This window comes from Streptomyces sp. NBC_00775, from assembly GCF_036347135.1.
GTDB classification, from domain to species: Bacteria; Actinomycetota; Actinomycetes; order Streptomycetales; family Streptomycetaceae; genus Streptomyces; species Streptomyces lutosisoli.
Genome location: NZ_CP108938.1, coordinates 4563516 through 4584735, shown reverse-complemented (window position 1 = coordinate 4584735; position 21220 = coordinate 4563516). Strand labels below are relative to the sequence as shown.

Here is a 21220-nt window from a genome sequence, read left to right as displayed (position 1 = left end):
GGCAAATCGGACACCATCTTTGTGCACGCGTTCACAAAGACATAGCCTGCTTTCGACGGGGCGGTCTGGGTACGTGTGACCGCCTGCAGCCCCGCTCTACCCGCAGGAGCACCGTGGCAACTGGCCGAACTCACCGACCGGCGACCCGCAGCCGAGGGATTCCCGAGGCCACCGTCGCCCGGCTTCCGCTGTACCTCCGAGCACTGACCGCACTGTCGGAGCGCTCGGTACCCACGGTCTCCTCCGAGGAGCTCGCGGCCGCGGCGGGGGTCAACTCCGCGAAGCTGCGCAAGGATTTCTCCTACCTCGGCTCCTACGGGACGCGTGGTGTGGGGTACGACGTCGAGTATCTCGTGTACCAGATCTCCCGCGAACTGGGCCTGACCCAGGACTGGCCGGTAGTGATCGTCGGTATCGGTAATCTCGGCGCCGCGCTGGCCAATTACGGAGGGTTCGCGTCCCGTGGTTTCCGGGTCGCCGCGCTGATCGACGCCGATCCGGAGATGGCCGGAAAGCAGGTCGCCGGGATCGCCGTGCAGCACAGCGACGGCCTGGAGAAGATCATCGACGAGAACGGCGTCTCCATCGGGGTCATCACCACCCCGCCGGGCGTCGCCCAGGCAGTCTGCGACCGGCTCGTGGCCGCCGGAGTCACCTCCATCCTCAACTTCGCGCCGACCGTCCTGTCCGTCCCGGACGGCGTCGACGTACGCAAGGTCGATCTCTCCATCGAGCTGCAGATCCTCGCCTTCCACGAGCAGCGCAAGGCCGGCGAGGAGGCCGAGGCCCAGGCCGGTGCCGCCGCCGTGGCCCAGGCCGCTCAGGAGAACAACGGCAAAGGGCCTGACGGGGACGTCCCCGCCGTGATGCCGGCATGAGTCTCCTCGTCGTCGGGCTGAGCCACCGCAGCGCTCCGGTCAGCGTCCTGGAGCGGGCCGCGCTGTCCACGGACGCCCAGATCAAGCTGCTCCAGGACACCCTCGCCGCCGAGCCGGCCACCGAGGCCGCGGTGCTCGCCACCTGCAACCGCATCGAGCTGTACGCCGACGTGGACAAGTTCCACGCGGGCGTCGCCGAGGTGTCCACGCTGCTCGCCCAGCACAGCGGGGTCGGGCTCGAAGAGCTCACTCCCTACCTTTATGTGCACTACGAGGACCGGGCGGTCCACCACCTCTTCTCGGTGGCCTGCGGCCTGGACTCAATGGTCGTGGGCGAAGGCCAGATCCTCGGGCAGATGAAGGACGCGCTCGCCACCGCGCAGGAGCTGCACACCGCGGGCCGGCTGCTGAACGACCTGTTCCAGCAGGCGCTGCGGGTTGGCAAGCGCGCCCACTCCGAGACCGGCATCGACCGCGCCGGACAGTCCCTGGTCACCTTCGGCCTGGAGCAGCTGTCGTCCGGCGTCCCCGTCGACGCCTGGATCAAGGGCAAGAAGGCCCTGGTCATCGGCGCGGGCTCGATGTCCTCCCTGGCCGCCGCGACGCTCGCGCGCGCCGGGATCGCCGAGATCGTCATCGCCAACCGCACGCTCGACCGCGCGGAGCGCCTCGCACAGATCCTCACTGAGGGCGACGACACGGACGTGCTGGCCCGCGCGGTACCGATGGACTCGGTGCCGGTCGAGCTGACACGTGCCGACATCGCCGTCTCCTGCACCGGCGCCACCGGCCTGGTCCTGACGGCCGAGTCCGTCGCGGCCGCCCTGGAAGGACGTACGGGCACACCCGCGGTCGTACAGGACATCCCGGCCGGTCCGGCGGGCCAGCTCGCTCCGACCAGCGTCGGCACCGAGGACGGCTGCCCGCTCGACCTGTCCGCCGTGCAGACCGCCACCGGCTTCTCCGTGATGGGCGAGGCCGCCGTGGCCGGCATGGACGCGGCCACCCTGGAGCAGCACGCGGCCTGGGTGGACAAGGGCACCGGAACCGTCGAGCGCCGCGACAGCCGTCGTACGCCCGATGCCGACGCCGAGCTGATCACCGCGCTGGCCGCGGCCGTCGCCACCGTCGGGCGTGTCCCCGAGCGCCGCCGGCCCGAGCCGGTCGTCGAGGCTCCCCGGCCCGCGCCCGTGCTCGCGCTGCTGGACCTCGCGATGCCGCGTGACATCGACGCGGCCGTGCACCGGCTGCTCGGGGTGCGGCTCGTCGACATCGAGTCGCTGGCGGAAGCTTCCGCCGACGCGCCGATGGCCGCCGACGTGGACCAGGTGCGCAGGATCGTCTCCGACGAGGTCGCCGCTTTCAGCGCCGCCCTGCGGGCCGCACACATCACCCCCACCGTCGTCGCGCTGCGCACCATGGCCGCCGACCTCGTCGCGAACGAGATCGCACGGCTCGACGGTCGGCTGCCCGACCTCGACGACAAGCAGCGGGGTGAGATCACCCAGACCGTGCGGCGCGTAGTGGACAAGCTGCTGCACGCGCCGACCGTACGGGTCAAGCAACTGGCCGCCGAACCCGGCGGTGCCGGGTACGCGGACGCGCTGCGGACCCTGTTCGACCTGGACCCCGAGACGGTCGCCTCCGTGTCGCGGGCCGAGAACAACAACGAGAACGCCAAGAACCGAGGGCGAGCATGAATGAGCAGGCACTGAGGCTGGGGACCAGGCGCAGCAAACTAGCCATGGCCCAGTCCGGGCAGGTGGCGGACGCCGTGAGCCAGGTGACCGGACGGCCCGTCGAGCTCGTTGAGATCACGACGTACGGCGACACCTCCCGTGAGAACCTCGCGCAGATCGGCGGCACGGGCGTCTTCGTCACCGCGCTGCGCGATGCGCTGCTGCGCGGCGAGGTCGACTTCGCCGTGCACTCCCTGAAGGATCTGCCGACCGCGCAGCCCGACGACCTGGTGCTGGCCGCCGTGCCGGTGCGCGAGGACCCGCGCGACGTGCTCGTCGCCCGCGACGGGCTCACCTTCGCCGAGCTGCCCAACGGGGCACGCGTCGGCACCGGCTCGCCGCGCCGCATGGCCCAGCTGAACGCGTACGCGCGCAGCCACGGCATGACGATCGAGACGGTCGCCATCCGTGGGAACGTCGACACCCGCATCGGGTACGTCCGCAACGGGGAGCTCGACGCCGTCGTGCTCGCCGCCGCCGGACTCAACCGGATCGGCCGAAGCGACGAGGTCACCGACTTCCTGTCGGTCGACACCGTTTTGCCCGCCCCCGGCCAGGGGGCCCTGGCGATCGAGTGCGCCGCGGACAACGCGGACCTCATCGCCGCGCTCGGAGAGCTCGACGACCCGTTCACCCGGGCCGCCGTGACCGCCGAGCGGTCCCTGCTCGCCGCCCTGGAGGCCGGCTGCAGCGCACCTGTGGGTGCGCTGGCCGACCTTCTGGCCGACGGGCAGATTGTCAAGGAGATGCGCCTGCGCGGCGTCGTCGGCACAACCGACGGCTCGACGCTGGTGCAGCTGTCCACCACCGGTCCCGTGCCCGAGACACATGACCAAGCAATGGCGCTCGGCCGTGAACTCGCCGCCGAGATGCTTGCCAAGGGCGCGGCCGGTCTGATGGGGGAGCGAGCACTTTGAGCCCCACCAACTTTCCCGCCGGTCCGGAACACGGGCACGTCACCTTCCTGGGTGCCGGACCCGGAGATCCAGGACTTCTGACACTGCGCGCCGTGGAGGCGCTGGCGAACGCGGATGTCCTCGTCGCCGAGCACGAGGTGCTCGACGTGGTCCGCGTGCATGCCAGACAAGGCGTCGCCGTACTGAACACGGATCCGGACACGTCTTCGGACCCGTATTTGGGCACAGGCACGCCTCAGCTAACGGTTGTTGACGGCACGTCAACAACCGTTGGTGACCCCGCGTCGAGGGACGCCGCCAATCTTGTCATGGAGGCCGCGCGGGGCGGCAAGCGGGTCGTACGTGCCGTGTCCGGGGACCCCGGACTAGATACGTACGCCGCAGAGGAAATGCTCGCCTGCGCCGCCGCGGGTGTTCCGTTCGAGGTGGTGCCCGGTATCGCGGCCGCCGTCGGTGTGCCCGCGTACGCGGGTGTGCCGCTGCGCGACGCGCACGGCGCGGACGTACGGTTCGTCGACGCGCGTACCGCCTCCGACCGGTGCTGGACCGAGGTCGGGGCGTCCGATGGCACGGTGGTCGTTTCGGCGACGCTTGATTCCGTGGCAGCGGCCGCGGGTGAACTCGTCGCGGCCGGGCGCAAGCCCGACACCCCGATGACGGTGACGATCGCCGGTACGACGACACGTCAGCGCACCTGGTCGGCGACCTTGGGGACGATCGCCCAGACGCTGAAGCAGGCGAAGGTGCTGCCGTCCCCGGACGGCGGCCGGCCCGTGATAGCCGTGGTCGGTGAGCGTTCCGCCGCCGCCCAGCGCGACCAGCTGTCGTGGTTCGAGTCCAAGCCGCTGTTCGGCTGGAAGGTGCTCGTGCCGCGTACGAAGGAGCAGGCGGTGTCGCTCTCCGACCAACTGCGGTCGTACGGGGCCGTGCCGCACGAGGTGCCGACGATCGCCGTCGAACCGCCGCGCACGCCCCAGCAGATGGAGCGCGCGGTCAAGGGCCTGGTGACGGGCCGCTACGAGTGGATCGCGTTCACGTCGGTCAACGCGGTGAAGGCCGTGCGGGAGAAGTTCGAGGAGTACGGGCTCGATGCCCGGGCCTTCGCGGGCATCAAGGTGGCCGCGGTGGGGGAGCAGACGGCGAAGGCGCTGGTCGCCTTCGGTGTGAAGCCGGACCTGGTGCCGAGCGGTGAGCAGTCGGCCGCGGGGCTGCTGGAGGACTGGCCGCCGTACGACCCCGTCTTCGATCCGATCGACCGGGTGTTCCTGCCCCGTGCCGACATCGCCACGGAGACGCTGGTGGCCGGGCTCATCGAGCTGGGCTGGGAGGTCGACGACGTCACGGCGTACCGGACGGTGCGGGCCTCGCCGCCGCCGGCGGACACCCGTGAGGCGATCAAGGGGGGCGGGTTCGACGCCGTTCTCTTCACGTCGTCTTCGACCGTGCGGAACCTGGTGGGTATCGCCGGTAAGCCGCACAACGTGACGGTGATCGCGTGTATCGGTCCTGCCACGGCCAAGACTGCCGAGGAGCATGGGCTGCGGGTCGATGTCATGGCTCCGGAGCCGTCCGTTCACAAGCTGGCTGAGGCGTTGGCGGACTTCGGTCTCCAGCGGAGGGCTGCCGCCCTGGAGGCCGGGGATCCTGTGACCCGGCCGAGCGAGCGCCGCCCGGGTTCGCGTAGGCGCCGGACCACCTGACGCCGGTGGGGGTTGCTCGCGCAGTTCCCCGCGCCCCTTAAGGGGCGCGGGGAACTGCGCAGTCTTTTAGGGGCGCCCCACCCACCCGCAGCCGACACTCAACCGAACTCGTTTCTGCCGACAAGGCGTCGGTATGGGTGGCTGTGGGGCGGGCGTAGCGTAGGGGGCATGACGAAGTACGGATCCTTCCCCGGTACGCGGCCGCGGCGGCTGCGTACGACGCCGGTGATGCGGCGCATGGTCGCCGAGACCCGCCTGCACCCCGCCGACTTCATCCTCCCCGCGTTCGTGCGGGAGGGCGTCAGCGAGCCGGTGCCGATCGCGGCGATGCCCGGTGTCGTGCAGCACACCCGGGACAGTCTCAGGAAGGCTGCCGTGGAGGCGCTGGAGGCCGGGGTCTCCGGGATCATGCTGTTCGGCGTGCCGGAGGACGAGAAGAAGGACGCCTTCGGGACGCCGGGGACGGATCCGGACGGGATTCTCCAGGTCGCCCTGCGCGATGTGCGCGCCGAGGTCGGTGACGAGCTGCTGGTGATGTCCGATCTGTGTCTCGACGAGACGACCGATCACGGGCACTGCGGGGTGCTGGATGCCGAAGGGCGTGTCGACAACGACGCCACCCTTGAGCGGTACGCCGAGATGGCTCAGGTCCAGGCCGACGCCGGCGCCCATGTCGTGGGGCCCAGCGGGATGATGGACGGGCAGATCGGGGTCGTCCGCGATGCCCTGGACCAGATCGGGCGCGAGGACGTGGCGATCCTCGCCTACACCGTCAAGTACTCGTCCGCGTTCTACGGTCCCTTCCGGGAGGCCGTCGGCTCCTCGCTGAAGGGCGACCGGAAGACGTACCAGCAGGACCCCGCCAACGTACGGGAGTCCATGCGGGAGTTGGCCCTCGATCTGGAGGAGGGGGCCGACATGGTGATGGTCAAACCGGCGGGGCCCTACCTCGACGTCCTGGCGAAGGTCGCGGACGCGGTCGAGGTGCCCGTGGCCGCGTACCAGATCTCCGGCGAGTACTCGATGATCGAGGCGGCGGCGGAGAAGGGCTGGATCGACCGCGACAAGGCCATCCTGGAGAGCCTGACCGGCATCAAGCGGGCCGGGGCGCAGAACATCCTCACCTACTGGGCCACCGAGGTCGCCCAGAAGCTACGCCTTCAGTAGTTCCCGTTCCACCGGGCGGCCGTCGGCCGTCGCGTCGCCCCCGCCTGACGCCGGCCGGGTCGGCCCCGCCGAGGACCTGGACGCGGCGGACGGCCCCTCGTCCCGCACGCCCTCTCCGTCGTCGCACGCCGTGAGGGCGAGCGCGGCGACCGCGACCGCCGTGGCGGCGAGGAGACGTATGCGGGCGGTGCGTGCGGACATGGGTGATCCCCCTGTGTGGTGTCGTGCGAGTGGTTGGTGCGGTGCCTGGATGACCTCGGCCCAGCTTGTGCGGTGAACCGTCCCCGACGCCACGGTTGCCGGGGTATTCGGGACGCCGGAACGTACGTACGGGGTCTGACCTGGGGGAACGGCGTCCCTCTGGAACGCGGTCCGGGACGGGAAGCGCCGACCGGGGCACTATCAACTCCCTTGAAGAGTTAGGTTGTTGCTCGTTGAATGACCTCACTCTCCAGGGAGACGCTTTATGCCCGGTGATGCTCTCAGCCAGGACCCCGCCGAGCTGAGAAGGAGGATCGACACCACCAAGGCCCACCCGGCGCGCGTCTACGACGTCTTCCTCGGCGGCAAGGACAACTACCCCGTCGACCGGGACGCGGCCGCCGCGGCGCTCGCCGCCAATCCACGGGGCTACCTCGACGTCCGGCACAACCGCGACTTCCTGCGCCGCGCCGTGACCACGCTGACGGCGGAGGACGGCATCCGCCAGTTCCTGGACATCGGCACCGGGCTGCCGACGCAGGAGAACGTCCACCAGATCGCGCAGCGCATCGCTTCGGACTCGCGGGTCGTGTACGTCGACAACGACCCGGTGGTCCTCGCCCACGCGCGCGCTCTGCTCACCAGCGGGCCCGAGGGCCGTACGGACTACATCGACGCGGACTTCACGCAGCCCGCCCAGATCCTCGAACAGGCCGTCAAGACCCTCGACTTCGACCAGCCGGTCGCGCTCGTGCTGGTCGCGATACTGCACTTCGTCGAGGACGAGCAGGCGTACCCGATCGTGCGCGAGCTCGTCGACGCGCTGCCGTCCGGGAGCCGGCTCGTGCTCAGCCACCTCACCGAGGACCTCAACCCCGAGAACGTGCGCGCGGTCCAGCGGACGTACACCGAACGCGGCTTCACCTTCGTGCTGCGCTCCAAGGCCGAGGTCGAGCGCTTCTTCACCGACAACGGCCTGGAGCTGGACGAGCCGGGCGTCGTCCCCGCCCACCGCTGGCGCCCCGACGGCAACGCCCCCGCCCCCGAGGCCGCCGACCCGGCCTACCTCGCCACCCTCGACGACATCGAGAAGGTCCGCTACCGCGACATCAACGACGTCACGGACGCGGACATCAACGTGTACGCGGCGACGGCCGTCAAGCGCTGACCGAGGGGGCCAGGAGGTCAGGGGCGTGTACGCGGCGTCCGTATCGCGGAATTACGGGTGTAGGCGGCACCTATGCGCCTAGGGTGCGGCACGAGCCGCCGTACGGACGCCGTATGGACGCCGCATGGACAAGGAGCCGTCACCATGACTGTCACCGATTCCGCACCCGCGACCGCCCCTGCGCCCCCGCTCGCCGCGCGGACCACCGCGATCGGCGGTTCGGCGGTACGGGAGATCCTCGCGGTGACCGCGCGGCCCGAGGTGATCAACTTCGCGGGTGGGCTGCCCGCGCCGGAACTCTTCGACGTGGAGGGGATGGCCGCCGCGTTCGGGGACGTGCTCGCGGAGGAGCCCCAGCGGGCCTTGCAGTACTCGACGACCGAGGGGGAGCCGAGGCTGCGGGCCGCGCTCGCGGAGCGCACCAGCGTGCGCGGGCTGGTCACCGCGGCCGACGACCTCCTCGTCACCACCGGCTCGCAGCAGGCACTGTCGCTCCTTGCCACGGCCCTGCTGGAGCCCGGCGACACCGTGCTCGTCGAAAGTCCCTGCTATCTGGCGGCACTTCAGGCCTTCGCGTTCGCGGGGGCGCGGGTGGTGGCCGTGCCCGGCGACGACGACGGGATCGACCCGGACGCCCTCGACGCGCTGGTGATACGCGAACGGCCCAAGCTGCTCTACACCGTGCCCACCTTCCAGAACCCGACGGGACGGACCTTGACGGGTGAGCGGCGCGCCGCGGTCGCCCGTGTCGCCGCCCGGCGCGGGCTGTGGATCGTCGAGGACGACCCGTACGGAGAGCTGCGCTTCGAAGGGGAGCGGGTGCCGTGGATCGCCTCGCACGACGGCGCCGGCGACCGGACCGTGCTGCTCGGATCCTTCTCCAAGGTGATGGCGCCCGGGTTGCGACTGGGCTGGCTGCGGGCGCCCGCGGCGCTGCGACGGGCCTGTGCCGTCGCCAAGCAGGCCGCCGACCTGCACACCCCGACCGTCAACCAGCTCGCCGCCGCACGGTACTTGGCCGACCGGGACCTGGACGCCCATGTCGCCCGGGTCGCGGGCGTGTACCGCGAGCGGCGTGACGCGATGCTCGCGGGCATCGCCGACGCCCTGCCGGCCGGATCGACCTGGACCCGGCCGCAGGGCGGCATGTTCCTCTGGGCGCGTCTCCCGGACGCGTACGACACCACGGCCCTGCTCCCGCGCGTGGTCGAGCAGGACGTGGCGTACGTCCCCGGGGCGCCCTTCTACGCCGGCGAGCCCGACCCGGCGACCTTGCGGCTCTGCTTCGTCACACAGACGCCGGAGGAGATCGGGGAGGGGCTGCGACGGCTGGGGAGGGGGCTGCGGGGCTGAGCGCGGCTCAGTCCCACCAGAAGGACCAGACGCGTTCGCCGATGAGCCGGCCGGCGTACGCGTCCAGGGTTCCCGGGCCTTGCAGGACGTTGTCCGGGCAGAACGCGAAGTGCTCGGCGGCGATGGCCTCGGCCTCGGCGAGGGTGGTGGGCGGGGCGGCCACGGACACGGCGAGGACGTCGAAGCCGAGCGCCACGACCCGTATACCGAAGCGGTCCTCCCAGGAGCGCAGGACCGCGCACAGGCGCGCGGTGTCGCTCTCGTGGTTCGCCGGGCCCGGCCAGCCGACGGCGGCGGGGACGTCCGCGCTGCGGCGTGCGGGCACCAGGGCGAGGTAAGGGTCCTTGAACCAGGAACGGCCCCCGCCCGCCAGGGAGTCGGCGACCTCCGCGGCGCGCACGTCCGCGTCGGCGGCAAGGACGGGGCCGGCGGCCAGTCCCGGCCACTCCTCACCGTCAGCCGCGCACTCCTCCCAGAACTCCGCGAGCACCTCCTCGGCGTCGTGATCCCCCGCGTACGACATCTCCGCGGGCATCAACTCCCACTCCTCAGGCCCGCCTTGGGCACCGCCCAGGTCGACGAGCACCGGGAGCAGCCCCGCACGCCCGGCGGGTGCGCCCAGCGCCGTCCAGTTGCCGGGGGCGGCGGACCGCTCGGCGTGCCAGAGCAACGGCTCGTGCCACGCACCGTCCTCTGTCGTGTCGATCAGCCTCCCGGGCGGGAGTTGAAGCCCGAGGGAACGCCCGCTCGGGTCGGCCGCCAGCTTCGGCAGCGGGTTGGGAAGAGTCGCCATGCCGCCGACTGTAGGGGCAGCCACTGACATGTGGTGGGGGCACCCCTTTGGGACCTCTGGGAGTGTGGTGAAAGCGGTCGCCGAGCCCGGCTCCTGATGTCATGCTCTCGCCGTGGTCTCGCCATGATCCCGCCATCATTCCGCCGGTCTTTGGATGATCCCGAATCACCCTGAGATCACTGGCGACTTCGCGAATTCACCCGGGGGTTCTCGAATGCGTCGCGAAATGGCGCGTACGGCTCGGATTTCATGCTGGTCTGACTCCCCACGCCCGTTTCTGCCTGACGCCGTACGAGCCCGTACAAATTCCGAGTACGGGTTCACTCGCTGATCCAAAGTAGTGACTCTGCGCGACAGTCGTCCCGTGAACGAGGCAACCCAACTCCCCGATTGGCGCCAGCGGTTCTTCCCCCGGGACCGCCGATCCGTCCCCGCCGCCAGGCAGTTCACCTACCGCGCTCTGGCCGACTGGGGACTCACCCAAGTCGAGCGCAGCGACGACGTGTTGCTGTGCGTGAGTGAGATGGCGACCAACGCGTTGGTGCACGGGGTGCCGCCCGGGCGGCGGTTCCTGTTGCTCCTGCGGTACGAGGGGGACGTGCTGCGGGTGGAGGTACACGACAGCGGGCCCGGTACCCCGCGTATCGCGGACGACGCCGACGAGGGTGGGCGTGGGCTTCTGCTCGTCGCGGCGCTGAGTGACAAGTGGGGGTGGGGGAGCGGGACCCCGGGAAGTCGGTGTGGTGCGAGCTGGTCTGTCCTGGGGGAGGTCTTGCCGAAGGTACTACGAAATCGTAATATCCGAAATCGTGAATTCTGGAAGCGATCCATCCACGTCATCCACGCCGCCCACGGCATCCGTGCAGCCGGAGTCGCCGTCCGCACTGCTCGCCCTGCAACGCGCGACCCACACCACGCTGCGAACGCTCGCCGCCGAGCTCGTCGACCTCGACCTGACCGCCTCCGAGATCAACGCGCTGGCCAACCTCGCCGACGGACGCGGCCGTACCGTCTCCGAGCTGGGCGCCGCCGTGGGCGCCCGTCCCACGACGCTGACCAGCGTGCTGGACCGGCTCGAGCGCCGGGGTCACATCACCCGCGGCACCCGAGCGGGCGACCGCCGCTCCGTGCTCATCGAGCTGACCCCCTCCGGACATGCGGCGGCCGACATGATTCGCCAGACCCTGACCGATCTGGAGCAGCGTGCCCTCGGCGACCTGCCCTCGGCGGCGGTGGCCGGTTTCCACGCCGTCCTGCGGGCCTTGACGGACGCGTCCTCATGAACGCCGCGCCCTTCCAGGAGCTGATGGGGGAGGTGATGGCCACCGCCGACCGCTTCGGGCACCGCCAGCACATCCAGCTGACGTGGCTCGCCACCCGGCGATACGGCACCGCCGCGGCGGTGGACCTGGTCAGCGACGGCATCCAGCGCACCGCCCGCTATGCGGGAGCGCCACAGAAGTACAACGCCACTGTCAGCAGGGCCTGGGTCGAGCTGGTCGGTCATCACACGGCGAACGACGACACCTCTCACACTTCCGACAACACCGGCGACTTCGACGCCTTCGCCGCCCGGCACCCGGCGCTGTTCGACAAACGCCTCCTCGCTCGCTTCTACCGGCCCGCAACCCTCGCGAGCACCGAGGCGAGGACCGGCTGGGTCGAACCGGACCTCGCCCCTTTCCCCTGGCGGTAAGCCGGGCGGCCTTTCGGTCACTTCGCAGGGCGAGGGGTGCACCAGTACTGCAACCGCTGTGCCGGCGGCAGCCAGGGGTCTGAGAGCGCGAGCGAGTCAGGAGAGCCAGTCGGTGTAGCGGGTGGGGGCGAGGTGAGCCTGCTTGTCGGTGAGGACGTCACCCTTGACGGCGGCGAACATGCCCGCGGTGGGGTCGGTGACGACGGTACGGTTGTCGCCCTTGTGGGACAGGGTGATCCGGCCCAGCTCGTCCAGGGGGAAGATCTCGGGGCCGCCGATGTTGCGCATGCCATTCAGCGGGGTGCCCGCGGCGACCTCTGTCACCGCGCCGGCCACGTCCTTGGCGGCGATCGGCTGGATGGGCGTGGCGGGCAACCGGACGGTGTCGCCGTCGGCGGTCCAGGACAGGACGGCGTCCATGAACTCCATGAACTGCGTCGCCCGGACGATCGAGTAGGGGATCGGCCCGGCCGCGAGGATCTTCTCCTGGAGCGCCTTGGCCCGGTAGTAGTCCAGCTCCGGCACCTGGTCCGTGCCGACGATCGAGAGGATGACGAAGTGGCCGACGCCGCCCTTCTGGGCCGCGGCCAGAAGGTTGTCCATCGAGGTCTGGAAGAAGGCCGGGGAGGCTTCGTCGAAGGTCGGAGAGTTCGTCAGGTTGACGACGACGTCGGCTCCCGCCACCGCCTCGTCCAGTCCCTGGCCGCTGATGACGTCGACTCCGGTGGACTGCGAGTGCGGTACCGCCTCGTGCCCCGCGGCGTTCAGATTCTTGACGACCTGCGACCCGATCAGCCCGGTACCGCCGATGACTGCGAACTTCATGACATGCCTTTCGTCGAGCGCATGTCCGGAATGTTACATATGAACCACTTCCACATCGCCAAGGGCGAGTGCGGCTGTTGTGCCGCTCACGGCCTTCCGTGCGAACAGGGCTGCCCTCGCAGCGAGTTGACGGCATGCAGAACGCCCGGCCGGGAAACCCCGGCCGGGCGTTCTGAAATCACGTCACATCAGCGACGTACGGACATCAGAGCCGCTCAGGCGTCCTGATCCCCAGCAACGCCATGCCCTGCTGGAGCGTGCGGGCCGTCAGGTCGCACAGGAACAGGCGGTTCTCGATCTGGGCCGGGGTGTCCGCCTTCAGGACCGGGCACTCCGAGTAGAACGTCGTGTAGAGGGACGCCAGCTGGTAGAGGTACGCCGCCAGCTTGTGCGGCGCGTACTCCTCGGCGACCTCCGCGACCGTCTCCGCGAAGCGGTCCAGGTGCAGGCCCAACTCCCGCTCGGCCGGTGCCAGTTCGAGCTCCGAGTGGGCGACCGGGCGAACCTCGCCCGCCTTGCGGAGGATCGACTGGATACGGGCGTACGCGTACTGGAGGTAGACGCTCGTGTCGCCGTTCAGCGACACCATCTGGTCCAGGTCGAACTTGTAGTCGCGGTTCGCGGACGTCGACAGGTCCGCGTACTTCACCGCGCCGATGCCGACCTGGGTACCCCGCTCGGCGATCTCGTCCTCGGAGAGGTCCAGCGCCTTCTCCCGTACGACGGCCGAGGCACGGTCGATCGCCTCGTCCAGCAGATCCACCAGCCGGATCGTCTCGCCCTCACGCGTCTTGAACGGCTTGCCGTCCTTGCCCAGGACCGTGCCGAACGCGAGCTGGTGGGCCTTCACGTCGTCGCTCAGCCAGCCGGCCCTGCGCGCGGTCTCGAAGACCATCTTGAAGTGCAGGGACTGACGGGCGTCCACGACGTAGATCAGGCTGTTCGCCTTGAGGTTGAAGACACGGTCGCGGATGGCGGACAGGTCCGTCGCCGCATAGCCGTAGCCGCCGTCCGACTTCTTCACGATCAGCGGGACCGGGTTGCCGTCCGGACCCTTGACGTCGTCGAAGAAGACGCACAGCGCGCCCTCCGAGCGGACCGCGACGCCCGACTCCTCCAGGAGGCGGCACGTCTCGTCGAGCATGTCGTTGTAGCCCGACTCGCCGACGATGTCCGGGTCCCGAATCTCCATGTCCAGCTTCTCGAAGACGGAGAAGAAGTAGATCTTCGACTCGTCCACGAACTTCTGCCAGCTGGCGAGCGTCGCCGGGTCGCCCGCCTGGAGGTCGACCACCCGGCGGCGCGCCCTCGTCTTGAACTCCTCGTCGGAGTCGAAGAGCTTGCGCGCCGTCTTGTAGAGGCGGTCGAGGTTCGACATCGCCTCCTCGCCGCTCACCTGGGCGTCCTTGTGGTCCAGCTCGTGCGGGTGCTCGTCCAGGTACTGGATGAGCATGCCGAACTGGGTGCCCCAGTCGCCGATGTGATGGCGACGGACGACGTTCTCGCCCGTGAACTCCAGGATCTGCACCACCGCGTCGCCGATCACCGCCGACCGCAGATGGCCTACGTGCATCTCCTTCGCCACGTTCGGCTGCGCGTAGTCGATCACCGTCGTGCCCGGGTGCTCCGCGAGCGGCACGCCGAGGCGCTCGCCGTCCGCGTACCGCTCCGCCAGGTTCTCGGTGATCGCCCGGTCGGTGATCGTGATGTTCAGGAAGCCGGGGCCGGAGACCTCGATGTCCTTGATCACGTCACCCGACTCCACCCGCGCCACGACCTGCGTCGCCAGCTCTCTCGGGTTCGCCTTCGCCTTCTTCGCGAGGGCCAGGATCCCGTTGGCCTGGAAGTCGGCCCGGTCGCTTCGTCGCAGCAGCGGGTCAGCGGAACCGGCCTCCGGCAGGGCTGCCGAGAGGGCGTCCGCGAGGCGCTGATGGACGGAAGCGGTGAGGGACGTGACCGAGGCCATGGAGTGGCTGCCGTTCTGCTCGGGTTCCGGAAATTCACTGGCTGTGACAGCCAGGAAAGCCCAGTATCCCATGCACTGAAAAGCCGTTTTCGCGGTTCAGGCCCGAGCTGGGAGAATGGTGCGGTCAGCGGTACTGGCGTATGAGAAAGAAGGACGTGCCGATCGTGGCTCAGAGCACCGAGACCACCGACTGGGTCTCCCGTTACGCGGATGAGGTCATCGAGGAGTCGGAGCGCCGTGCCCCGGGCAAACCCGTCGTCGTCGCGTCCGGGCTCTCCCCCTCCGGCCCGATCCACCTCGGCAACCTCCGCGAGGTCATGACCCCGCACCTCGTCGCCGACGAGATCCGCCGCCGCGGGCACACCGTGCGCCATCTGCTCTCCTGGGACGACTACGACCGCTACCGCAAGGTCCCGGTCGGCATCCCCGGCATCGACGACTCGTGGCACGAGCACATCGGCAAGCCGCTGACCTCCGTACCGGCCCCGAAGGGCTCGGAGCACCCGAACTGGGCCGAGCACTTCAAGGCCGCGATGGTCGAGGCGCTGGCCGAGCTCGGCGTCGAGTACGACGGGATCAGCCAGACCGCGCAGTACACCTCCGGCGTCTACCGCGAGCAGGTCCTGTTCGCGATGAAGCACCGCGGTGACATCGACGCGATCCTCGACCAGTACCGGACCAAGAAGGCCCCCGCCAAGAAGCAGCAGGGCCAGAAGCCCGTCGACGAGGCCGAACTCGAAGCCGCCGAAGGCTCCGGCGCCGCCGCCGAGGACGACGGCAGCTCGGCCGCCGGGTACTACCCGTACAAGCCCTACTGCGGGCAGTGCGACAAGGACCTCACCACCGTCACGGCGTACGACGACGACACCACCGAGCTGACGTACACCTGCACCGCCTGCGGTTTCTCCGAGACCGTCCGGCTGAGCGAGTTCAACCGCGGCAAGCTGGTCTGGAAGGTCGACTGGCCCATGCGCTGGGCCTACGAGGGTGTCGTCTTCGAGCCGAGCGGCGTCGACCACTCGTCTCCGGGGTCCTCCTTCCAGGTCGGCGGCCAGATCGTGGGCATCTTCGGCGGCAAGCAGCCGATCGGGCCCATGTACGCCTTCGTCGGCATCAGCGGCATGGCCAAGATGTCCAGCAGCAAGGGCGGGGTCCCCACCCCGGCCGACGCCCTCCAGATCATGGAGCCGCAGCTGCTGCGCTGGCTGTACGCCCGCCGCCGTCCCAACCAGTCGTTCAAGATCGCCTTCGACCAGGAGATCCAGCGGCTGTACGACGAGTGGGACAAGCTCGCCGGCAAGGTCGCCGACGGGTCGGTCCTTCCGGCCGACGCCGCCGCGTACGCCCGTGCCGTCGGCACCGCCGCCGGGGAACTCCCCCCGACGCCCCGCCCGATGCCGTACCGCACCCTCGCCTCCGTCGCCGACATCACCGCCGGCCACCAGGACCAGGCCCTGCGGATCCTCAGCGAACTCGACCCCGAGAACCCGCTCACCTCGCTCGACGAGGTCAGGCCCCGGCTCGACAAGGCCGAGACCTGGATCAACACGCAGGTTCCCGCCGAGGAACGGACGATCGTCCGCGACGAGCCCGACGTCGAACTGCTGAAGTCCCTCGACGACCAGGGGCGCGAATCGCTGCGGCTGCTGGTGGAGGGGCTGGAGGCGAACTGGTCCCTGGACGGGCTCACCCACCTCGTCTACGGCGTCCCCAAGATCCAGGCCGGCTTCCCCGCCGACGCCACCGCCAAGGAACTGCCGCCGGAGATCAAGGTCGCCCAGCGCACGTTCTTCGCGCGGCTGTACCACCTGCTGGTCGGGCGGGACACCGGGCCGCGGCTGCCCACGCTGCTGCTGGCGGTCGGACAGGACCGGGTGCGCAAGCTGCTCGGCGCATAAGGCCTTCGGCTCTACGAGGAAGGGGGCGCCCGGTGATCACCGGGCGCCCCCTTCCTCGTACACGCTGACGTGCCTACGCGATGTGCTCTTCCTGGAGATCCGCCGTGTGACGGTTGGTGAAGCGCTTGACCAACCGGTCGGCCTCGCGCTGCGGGAGCGTGGTCCCGAACGTCGCCTCCACGTCGTCCCTGAACTGGCCCGAGGTCGGATAGCTGCCGTCTATCGACTTCTTGAAGACCAGGTAGTAGTCCTCCTCGGTCGGCTCCGAGCCGCCGCCCCCACCCAGCTCACGGGTACGGCCCGGGCCGGACGGGATCGGGAAGGTACCGGTGTCCTCCGGAGAGGGCTCCGGGGCGGGAGCAGGCTGCTCCTCAATCCGCTGCTGCGGGAACGTCTGCTGCTCGAACCGCTGCTGCTCCTCGAACTGCTGCCGAGCCCGGAACCGCTGCTGCTCCTCGAACAGCTGCTGCTCCTCGAACTGCTCGGCCTGCTGCTGCTCCTCGTACCACTGCCGGTACGCGACATCCGGGTCGTACGTCGGGTCGTAGCCGCCCTGATACGCGACGGACTGGGGATCCCGCGCCTGAAGCCACTGACTCTGCGGCTCGGCGTAGTCCTCCGGCTGCTCGGGGGGCTCGTTCGCCTCGGCGGCGGGAAGCTGTTCCCGGACAGGCGCCGCGTTGCTCTGTACGACGGGTGCCGTCGCTTCCGGCTCGCGCGCCACCTCCAACTGCGGCGCCGGGGGCAGCAGCACCGGCTCGATGCCCGCCGCCGCCAGACCCGAGGGGGCCGTCTCCGCCAGCGGGACGCCGTAGCGCGCCAGCCGCAGCGGCATCAGCGACTCCACCGGGGCCTTGCGGCGCCATGCGCGGCCGAAGCGGGAGTGGAGGCGGGCCTGGTAGACGAGACGGTCCTGCTCCAGCTTGATGACCTGCTCGTAGGAGCGCAGCTCCCACAGCTTCATGCGGCGCCACAGCAGGAACGTCGGAACCGGGGAGAGCAGCCAGCGGGTGAGGCGGACGCCCTCCATGTGCTTGTCCGCGGTGATGTCCGCGATCCGGCCGATCGCGTGGCGGGCCGCCTCGACCGAGACCACGAACAGAACCGGGATGACGGCGTGCATGCCCACGCCCAGCGGGTCCGGCCAGGCCGCCGCGCCGTTGAACGCGATCGTCGCGACCGTCAGCAGCCACGCCGTCTGGCGCAGCAGCGGGAACGGGATGCGGATCCAGGTGAGGAGCAGGTCCAGGGCCAGCAGGACGCAGATTCCCGCGTCGATACCGATCGGGAACACGTACGAGAAGTTCCCGAAGCCCTTCTTGATGGCGAGCTCACGGACGGCGGCATACGAACCGGCGAAACCGATCCCCGCGATGACGAGCGCACCGGCGACGACCACGCCGATGAGAACGCGGTGCATCCGTGTGAGCTGAATGGGCGCGGACACCCGTACTCCCCTCCCATTGCACGTTGTTGCGGGCAACAGGGTGGCACATGTGTGCGGCGTACGGTCGAGCGGTACGGCAGGAGCCCGGTCCCCGTAGGGCCCGGGCTCCACCAACTGTCCTGGTGGGACTACGAATTGAGCCGCAGAACGCTGTCCAACGAGCTCAGCTCTTCTTGGTCGCCGACTTGGACGGCGAGGCACTCTTGGACGCCGACTTCGACGGGGAAGCCGACTTCGACGCAGAGGCCGACTTCGACGGGGTCGCCGACTTCGAGGGGGAGGCGCTCGCCTGGGCGCCCCCGTCCTGGTTCGCGGCGGACACCGAGGCCACCGCCTCCTTCGCGGCCTTCTCGGCCGCCTTCAGCAGGGCGGCGGCGCTCGGGGTCTTCTCGCCCGCGAGACCGGCACCGTTGTAGTCGAGGGTGACCACGACGTTCTCGACGCGGGCCACGATCGTCTGCTGCTTGAAGGAGCCTTCCTTCTTCTTCAGGTCGTAGGTCACGGCCGTCGCCTCGTCACCCGTCCCGGCCACCGGCTCCGACTTGGTGTTCTTCGCACCCGTCACCGCCTGCGCGTTCGTGACCTGCTTCTCGAAGTACGTGTGCGCGAGCTGGTCGCCCTCGCCGCGCGAGTCCGAGTCGAAACGCAGCAGCGCCACGTTCAGCCAGCGGAACTGCGAGCCCTTCACACCGTTGTTGTCGAGGCTGCTCCAATAGCAGTTGCCGCGTGTCGCCACATCATCCGACTTGCCCTCCTTGCCGGACTTGGCGCCCTTCGGGACCAGTTCGCCCAGCGTCTTCTTCGACAGCACCGCACACGGCTCGGGAAGCGTCGCGTACGCGGCCGGCTTGACGGCGTTGGCCGAAGCGCTCGCGGACGCCTTCGCGTCAGGGCTCGAACCGGCGCTCGCCTTCGCGTCGTCACCGGAGCCGGAGTCCGAAGAACAGCCCGCGGCGACGAGCATCACCGGGACGGCTGCTGCGCTGACAAGGATGCGGGTGAGTCGCGGTGCTCGGCCTACTCGCTGTACTGGTCGGTGCATGGTTCCTTCACTCGTGGCGCTCGTGGTACGGCCGCACATGGAACGTGCGGCCGGTCGGGTCCGAGGGGCCACGGTACGCGGTGAGGCGGCTGAGCGTTTCCTGTTCGAGGGGTTTGAGAGAGGCCACCGACAGGCGCCGCGGACCCGCTACGCGTTGAGCGTCTCCACGAGCTTCTGCGCCAGTTTCCGCGCGCTGTCCTGCATTTCCTTGCTGTCCGGAGCATCGGTGGACGCGGTCGGCTGCTCCGCGTACTCGATCGTCACGATCACATTCGACGTGCGGAACACCACAGTCACCGTGCGCTGCTGAGCCGTCGAGGACGCCGAACTCAGCTTGTCGTTCAGGAACGCCTCGTCGCCGAGACCGTCGAGCGTACGGGGCTGGAGATCGACGGGGGTCTCGGACGCGGACGCCGACGTGGAGGGGGACGTGGAGAAGGACGACGAGGAGGACGCGGACGGGGATGAGGAGGGAGTGGCCGTGTCCGAGGCGCCGGAGTCGGCACTCGAACCGGTGTCGGCGGGCTCGGGAAGGTCGGCCGCCGTTTCCTTGCGCCCGTAGATCTCCTCGGCCTTGCTGTCGTCGCTCACCGCGTTGTCGTACGAGACCACGCGCTCGAAGTCGATGAGGAGGTGATCGGTGGCGGACGTGGACTCCACCTTCCAGCGGCAGCCGTCGCGCCGGTCCGTGTCGTACGTGAGCGTGGCCTCGCCCTCGTACGCCTTCTCGCGCTGCTCCTCGTCGGCGATCTGCTTGATCCCGGGAAGGAGCGAGTCGAGGGTGTCATCGGAGGCCGCGCCGCAGGCCTCCGGGAGCGTGCGGTACTTGCCCGGCTGAGCCGCCGTCGCCGTGGCGGTGGAGTCGCTCCCCTTGGAGTCCTCTTCCGGACCGCCGCTTCCCGAACCGCCCGTACAGCCCGCCAGCAATGCCGCGAGGAGTACGGCGACGCCGGGTACGTACGCCTTCCGCTGCACGGTCAGGCTCCTCTCGACGGTTCCCGACGGCGCTGCGGCCCGGGTGTCCTGTGGTTATTCGGTTGCCGCGTGGGGGCGGCCCCTGGAGACAATGTGTATCGCACGCACTGCCGTGGACGCCGGTCCGTTGTCCTATACGTCGACCTTGGCACCGGTTTTGCGTTTTATGACTTGTGTTGGGTTCCGGGGGAATGAGGACGATATGTCGTACGTAGAGGTTCCGGGGGCGAAGGTCCCCATCCGCATGTGGACCGACCCGGCGTCGGTCGAGGACGTGGCCCTGCGCCAGCTCCAGAACGTGGCGACCCTGCCCTGGATCAAGGGGCTCGCCGTGATGCCGGATGTGCATTACGGGAAGGGCGCGACCGTCGGGTCCGTCATCGCCATGCAGGATGCGGTGTGTCCTGCGGCGGTGGGGGTCGACATCGGGTGCGGGATGTCTGCCGTCAAGACGTCGCTCACCGCCAATGATCTGCCGGGGGATCTTTCGCGGCTTCGGTCGAAGATCGAGGAGGCGATTCCGGTGGGGCGGGGGATGCATGACTCCGCGGTTGAGCCGGGGCGGTTCCATGGGATGGCTACGGCTGGGTGGGATGAGTTCTGGGGGCGGTTCGATGGGGTCGCCGAAGCGGTCAAATTCCGTCAGGAACGTGCCACGAAGCAGATTGGAACGCTCGGAAGCGGCAACCACATGATCGAGATTTGCCTTGACCAGTCAAATTCTGTCTGGTTGATGCTCCACTCCGGCTCTCGGAACATCGGCAAGGAATTGGCCGAGTACCACATCGGCGTTGCTCAGAAGCTCCCGCACAACCAGGGACTGGTGGACCGCGACCTGGCTGTGTTCGTCTCGGACACCCCGCAGATGGCGGCGTATCGAAACGATCTCTACTGGGCCCAGGAGTACGCCAAGTACAACCGCGCGATCATGATGGCGCTCCTGAAGGACGTGGTCCGCAAGGAGTTCAAGAAGGCGAAGCCGGCCTTCGAGCAGGAGATCTCCTGCCACCACAACTATGTGGCGGAGGAGCGCTACGAAGGCATGGATCTGCTGGTCACCCGCAAGGGCGCGATCCGCGCGGGCTCCGGCGAGTTCGGGATCATCCCGGGGTCGATGGGCACCAGTTCGTACATCGTGAAGGGGCTCGGAAACGAGAAGGCCTTCAACTCCGCGTCGCATGGGGCGGGTCGGCGTATGAGCCGCAACGCGGCGAAGCGTCGCTTCACGACGAAGGATCTGGAAGAGCAGACGCGGGGCGTGGAGTGCCGCAAGGACTCGGGCATCGTGGACGAGATCCCGGGGGCGTACAAGAACATCGAGCAGGTGATGGAGCAGCAGCGCGACCTTGTTGAGGTTGTGGCGAAGCTGAAGCAGTTCATCTGTGTGAAGGGATGAATCGACGCGCGAGGGCCCCCGAGCTGGAGCAAACTCGGGGGCCGTCCTTCAGTGGTCGC

General features: G+C 69.3%; 18 protein-coding genes and 1 pseudogene. 12 read left to right on the top strand and 7 right to left on the bottom strand.

The window, feature by feature from the left end:
• Nucleotides 1–113 precede the first annotated feature (113 nt).
• The 5 genes from OIC96_RS20425 (at nucleotide 114) to hemB (ending at nucleotide 6401) form a co-directional block, all read left to right on the top strand.
• Nucleotides 114–878 (top strand): redox-sensing transcriptional repressor Rex, encoded by a 765-nt coding sequence (locus OIC96_RS20425; protein ID WP_330306463.1) that lies wholly within the window; start codon nucleotides 114–116, stop codon nucleotides 876–878.
• Nucleotides 875–2578 carry a glutamyl-tRNA reductase gene (locus OIC96_RS20420; protein WP_330306464.1) on the top strand — a complete coding sequence of 568 codons (1704 nt, stop codon included), beginning with the start codon at nucleotides 875–877 and terminating at the stop codon, nucleotides 2576–2578. The genes OIC96_RS20425 and OIC96_RS20420 overlap by 4 nt, the downstream gene beginning before the upstream one ends.
• Nucleotides 2575–3534, top strand: coding sequence for a hydroxymethylbilane synthase (gene hemC, locus OIC96_RS20415; RefSeq protein ID WP_330306465.1), 960 nt, complete (start codon nucleotides 2575–2577; stop codon nucleotides 3532–3534). Before OIC96_RS20420 ends, hemC begins: the two co-directional genes overlap by 4 nt.
• Nucleotides 3531–5234: a uroporphyrinogen-III synthase gene (locus tag OIC96_RS20410; protein WP_330306466.1), complete on the top strand. Its 1704-nt coding sequence runs from the start codon at nucleotides 3531–3533 to the stop codon at nucleotides 5232–5234. The genes hemC and OIC96_RS20410 overlap by 4 nt, the downstream gene beginning before the upstream one ends.
• A 168-nt stretch (nucleotides 5235–5402) precedes the next feature.
• The gene (gene hemB / locus OIC96_RS20405; protein WP_330306467.1) at nucleotides 5403–6401 is read left to right on the top strand and encodes a porphobilinogen synthase; all 999 of its coding nucleotides are present in this window, start codon (nucleotides 5403–5405) and stop codon (nucleotides 6399–6401) included.
• Here the strand turns inward: hemB and OIC96_RS20400 are convergent.
• Nucleotides 6387–6602, bottom strand: coding sequence for a hypothetical protein (locus OIC96_RS20400; protein ID WP_330306468.1), 216 nt, complete (start codon nucleotides 6600–6602; stop codon nucleotides 6387–6389). The genes hemB and OIC96_RS20400 overlap by 15 nt on opposite strands.
• Nucleotides 6603–6867: 265 nt before the next feature.
• Here OIC96_RS20400 and OIC96_RS20395 point away from each other — a divergent pair, with 265 nt between their 5' ends.
• Nucleotides 6868–7770 (top strand): SAM-dependent methyltransferase, encoded by a 903-nt coding sequence (locus OIC96_RS20395; protein ID WP_330306469.1) that lies wholly within the window; start codon nucleotides 6868–6870, stop codon nucleotides 7768–7770.
• Between the two features lie 144 nt (nucleotides 7771–7914).
• A complete protein-coding gene (locus OIC96_RS20390) occupies nucleotides 7915–9123 on the top strand; it encodes an aminotransferase-like domain-containing protein (protein WP_330306470.1) in 1209 nt (402 codons plus the stop codon).
• 7 nt (nucleotides 9124–9130) lie between these two features.
• Here the strand turns inward: OIC96_RS20390 and OIC96_RS20385 are convergent, their stop codons facing one another.
• Complete coding sequence (locus OIC96_RS20385) at nucleotides 9131–9916, bottom strand: DUF4253 domain-containing protein (RefSeq protein ID WP_330306471.1); 786 nt, start codon at nucleotides 9914–9916, stop codon at nucleotides 9131–9133.
• A 364-nt stretch (nucleotides 9917–10280) separates the two neighbouring features.
• Here OIC96_RS20385 and OIC96_RS20380 point away from each other — a divergent pair.
• From OIC96_RS20380 to OIC96_RS20370, 3 genes and pseudogenes are all read left to right on the top strand, one after another.
• Nucleotides 10281–10714 (top strand): annotated as a pseudogene (locus OIC96_RS20380) (ATP-binding protein).
• Between the two features lie 11 nt (nucleotides 10715–10725).
• The gene (locus OIC96_RS20375; protein ID WP_330306472.1) at nucleotides 10726–11199 is read left to right on the top strand and encodes a MarR family winged helix-turn-helix transcriptional regulator; all 474 of its coding nucleotides are present in this window, start codon (nucleotides 10726–10728) and stop codon (nucleotides 11197–11199) included.
• Nucleotides 11196–11612, top strand: a complete 417-nt coding sequence (locus OIC96_RS20370; protein WP_330306473.1) for a hypothetical protein — start codon at nucleotides 11196–11198, stop codon at nucleotides 11610–11612. Before OIC96_RS20375 ends, OIC96_RS20370 begins: the two co-directional genes overlap by 4 nt.
• Nucleotides 11613–11708: 96 nt before the next feature.
• Here OIC96_RS20370 and OIC96_RS20365 read toward each other — a convergent pair whose 3' ends face one another.
• Together OIC96_RS20365 and argS are read right to left on the bottom strand one after the other, a co-directional pair.
• The gene (locus tag OIC96_RS20365; protein WP_330306474.1) at nucleotides 11709–12437 is read right to left on the bottom strand and encodes an SDR family oxidoreductase; all 729 of its coding nucleotides are present in this window, start codon (nucleotides 12435–12437) and stop codon (nucleotides 11709–11711) included.
• Nucleotides 12438–12642: 205 nt separating this feature from the next.
• The gene (gene argS, locus OIC96_RS20360; protein WP_330306475.1) at nucleotides 12643–14403 is read right to left on the bottom strand and encodes an arginine--tRNA ligase; all 1761 of its coding nucleotides are present in this window, start codon (nucleotides 14401–14403) and stop codon (nucleotides 12643–12645) included.
• A gap of 155 nt (nucleotides 14404–14558) precedes the next feature.
• Between argS and lysS the strand changes: the two genes are divergently transcribed.
• The gene (gene lysS, locus OIC96_RS20355; RefSeq protein ID WP_330310230.1) at nucleotides 14559–16301 is read left to right on the top strand and encodes a lysine--tRNA ligase; all 1743 of its coding nucleotides are present in this window, start codon (nucleotides 14559–14561) and stop codon (nucleotides 16299–16301) included.
• A 73-nt stretch (nucleotides 16302–16374) separates the two neighbouring features.
• Here the strand turns inward: lysS and OIC96_RS20350 are convergent, their stop codons facing one another.
• The 3 genes from OIC96_RS20350 to OIC96_RS20340 all read right to left on the bottom strand — a co-directional run bounded on the left by OIC96_RS20350 (nucleotide 16375) and on the right by OIC96_RS20340 (nucleotide 19765).
• Entirely contained in the window at nucleotides 16375–17721 is a 1347-nt protein-coding gene (locus tag OIC96_RS20350) for a DUF2637 domain-containing protein (protein WP_330310231.1), read from the bottom strand.
• A gap of 190 nt (nucleotides 17722–17911) precedes the next feature.
• The gene (locus tag OIC96_RS20345; protein ID WP_330306476.1) at nucleotides 17912–18790 is read right to left on the bottom strand and encodes a DUF3558 family protein; all 879 of its coding nucleotides are present in this window, start codon (nucleotides 18788–18790) and stop codon (nucleotides 17912–17914) included.
• A 147-nt stretch (nucleotides 18791–18937) separates the two neighbouring features.
• A complete protein-coding gene (locus tag OIC96_RS20340) occupies nucleotides 18938–19765 on the bottom strand; it encodes a DUF3558 domain-containing protein (protein ID WP_330306477.1) in 828 nt (275 codons plus the stop codon).
• Between the two features lie 202 nt (nucleotides 19766–19967).
• On the opposite strand from OIC96_RS20340, the gene OIC96_RS20335 reads away from it, so the two are divergent.
• Nucleotides 19968–21161, top strand: coding sequence for an RtcB family protein (locus tag OIC96_RS20335; RefSeq protein WP_330306478.1), 1194 nt, complete (start codon nucleotides 19968–19970; stop codon nucleotides 21159–21161).
• The last annotated feature ends 59 nt before the right edge of the window (nucleotides 21162–21220 follow it).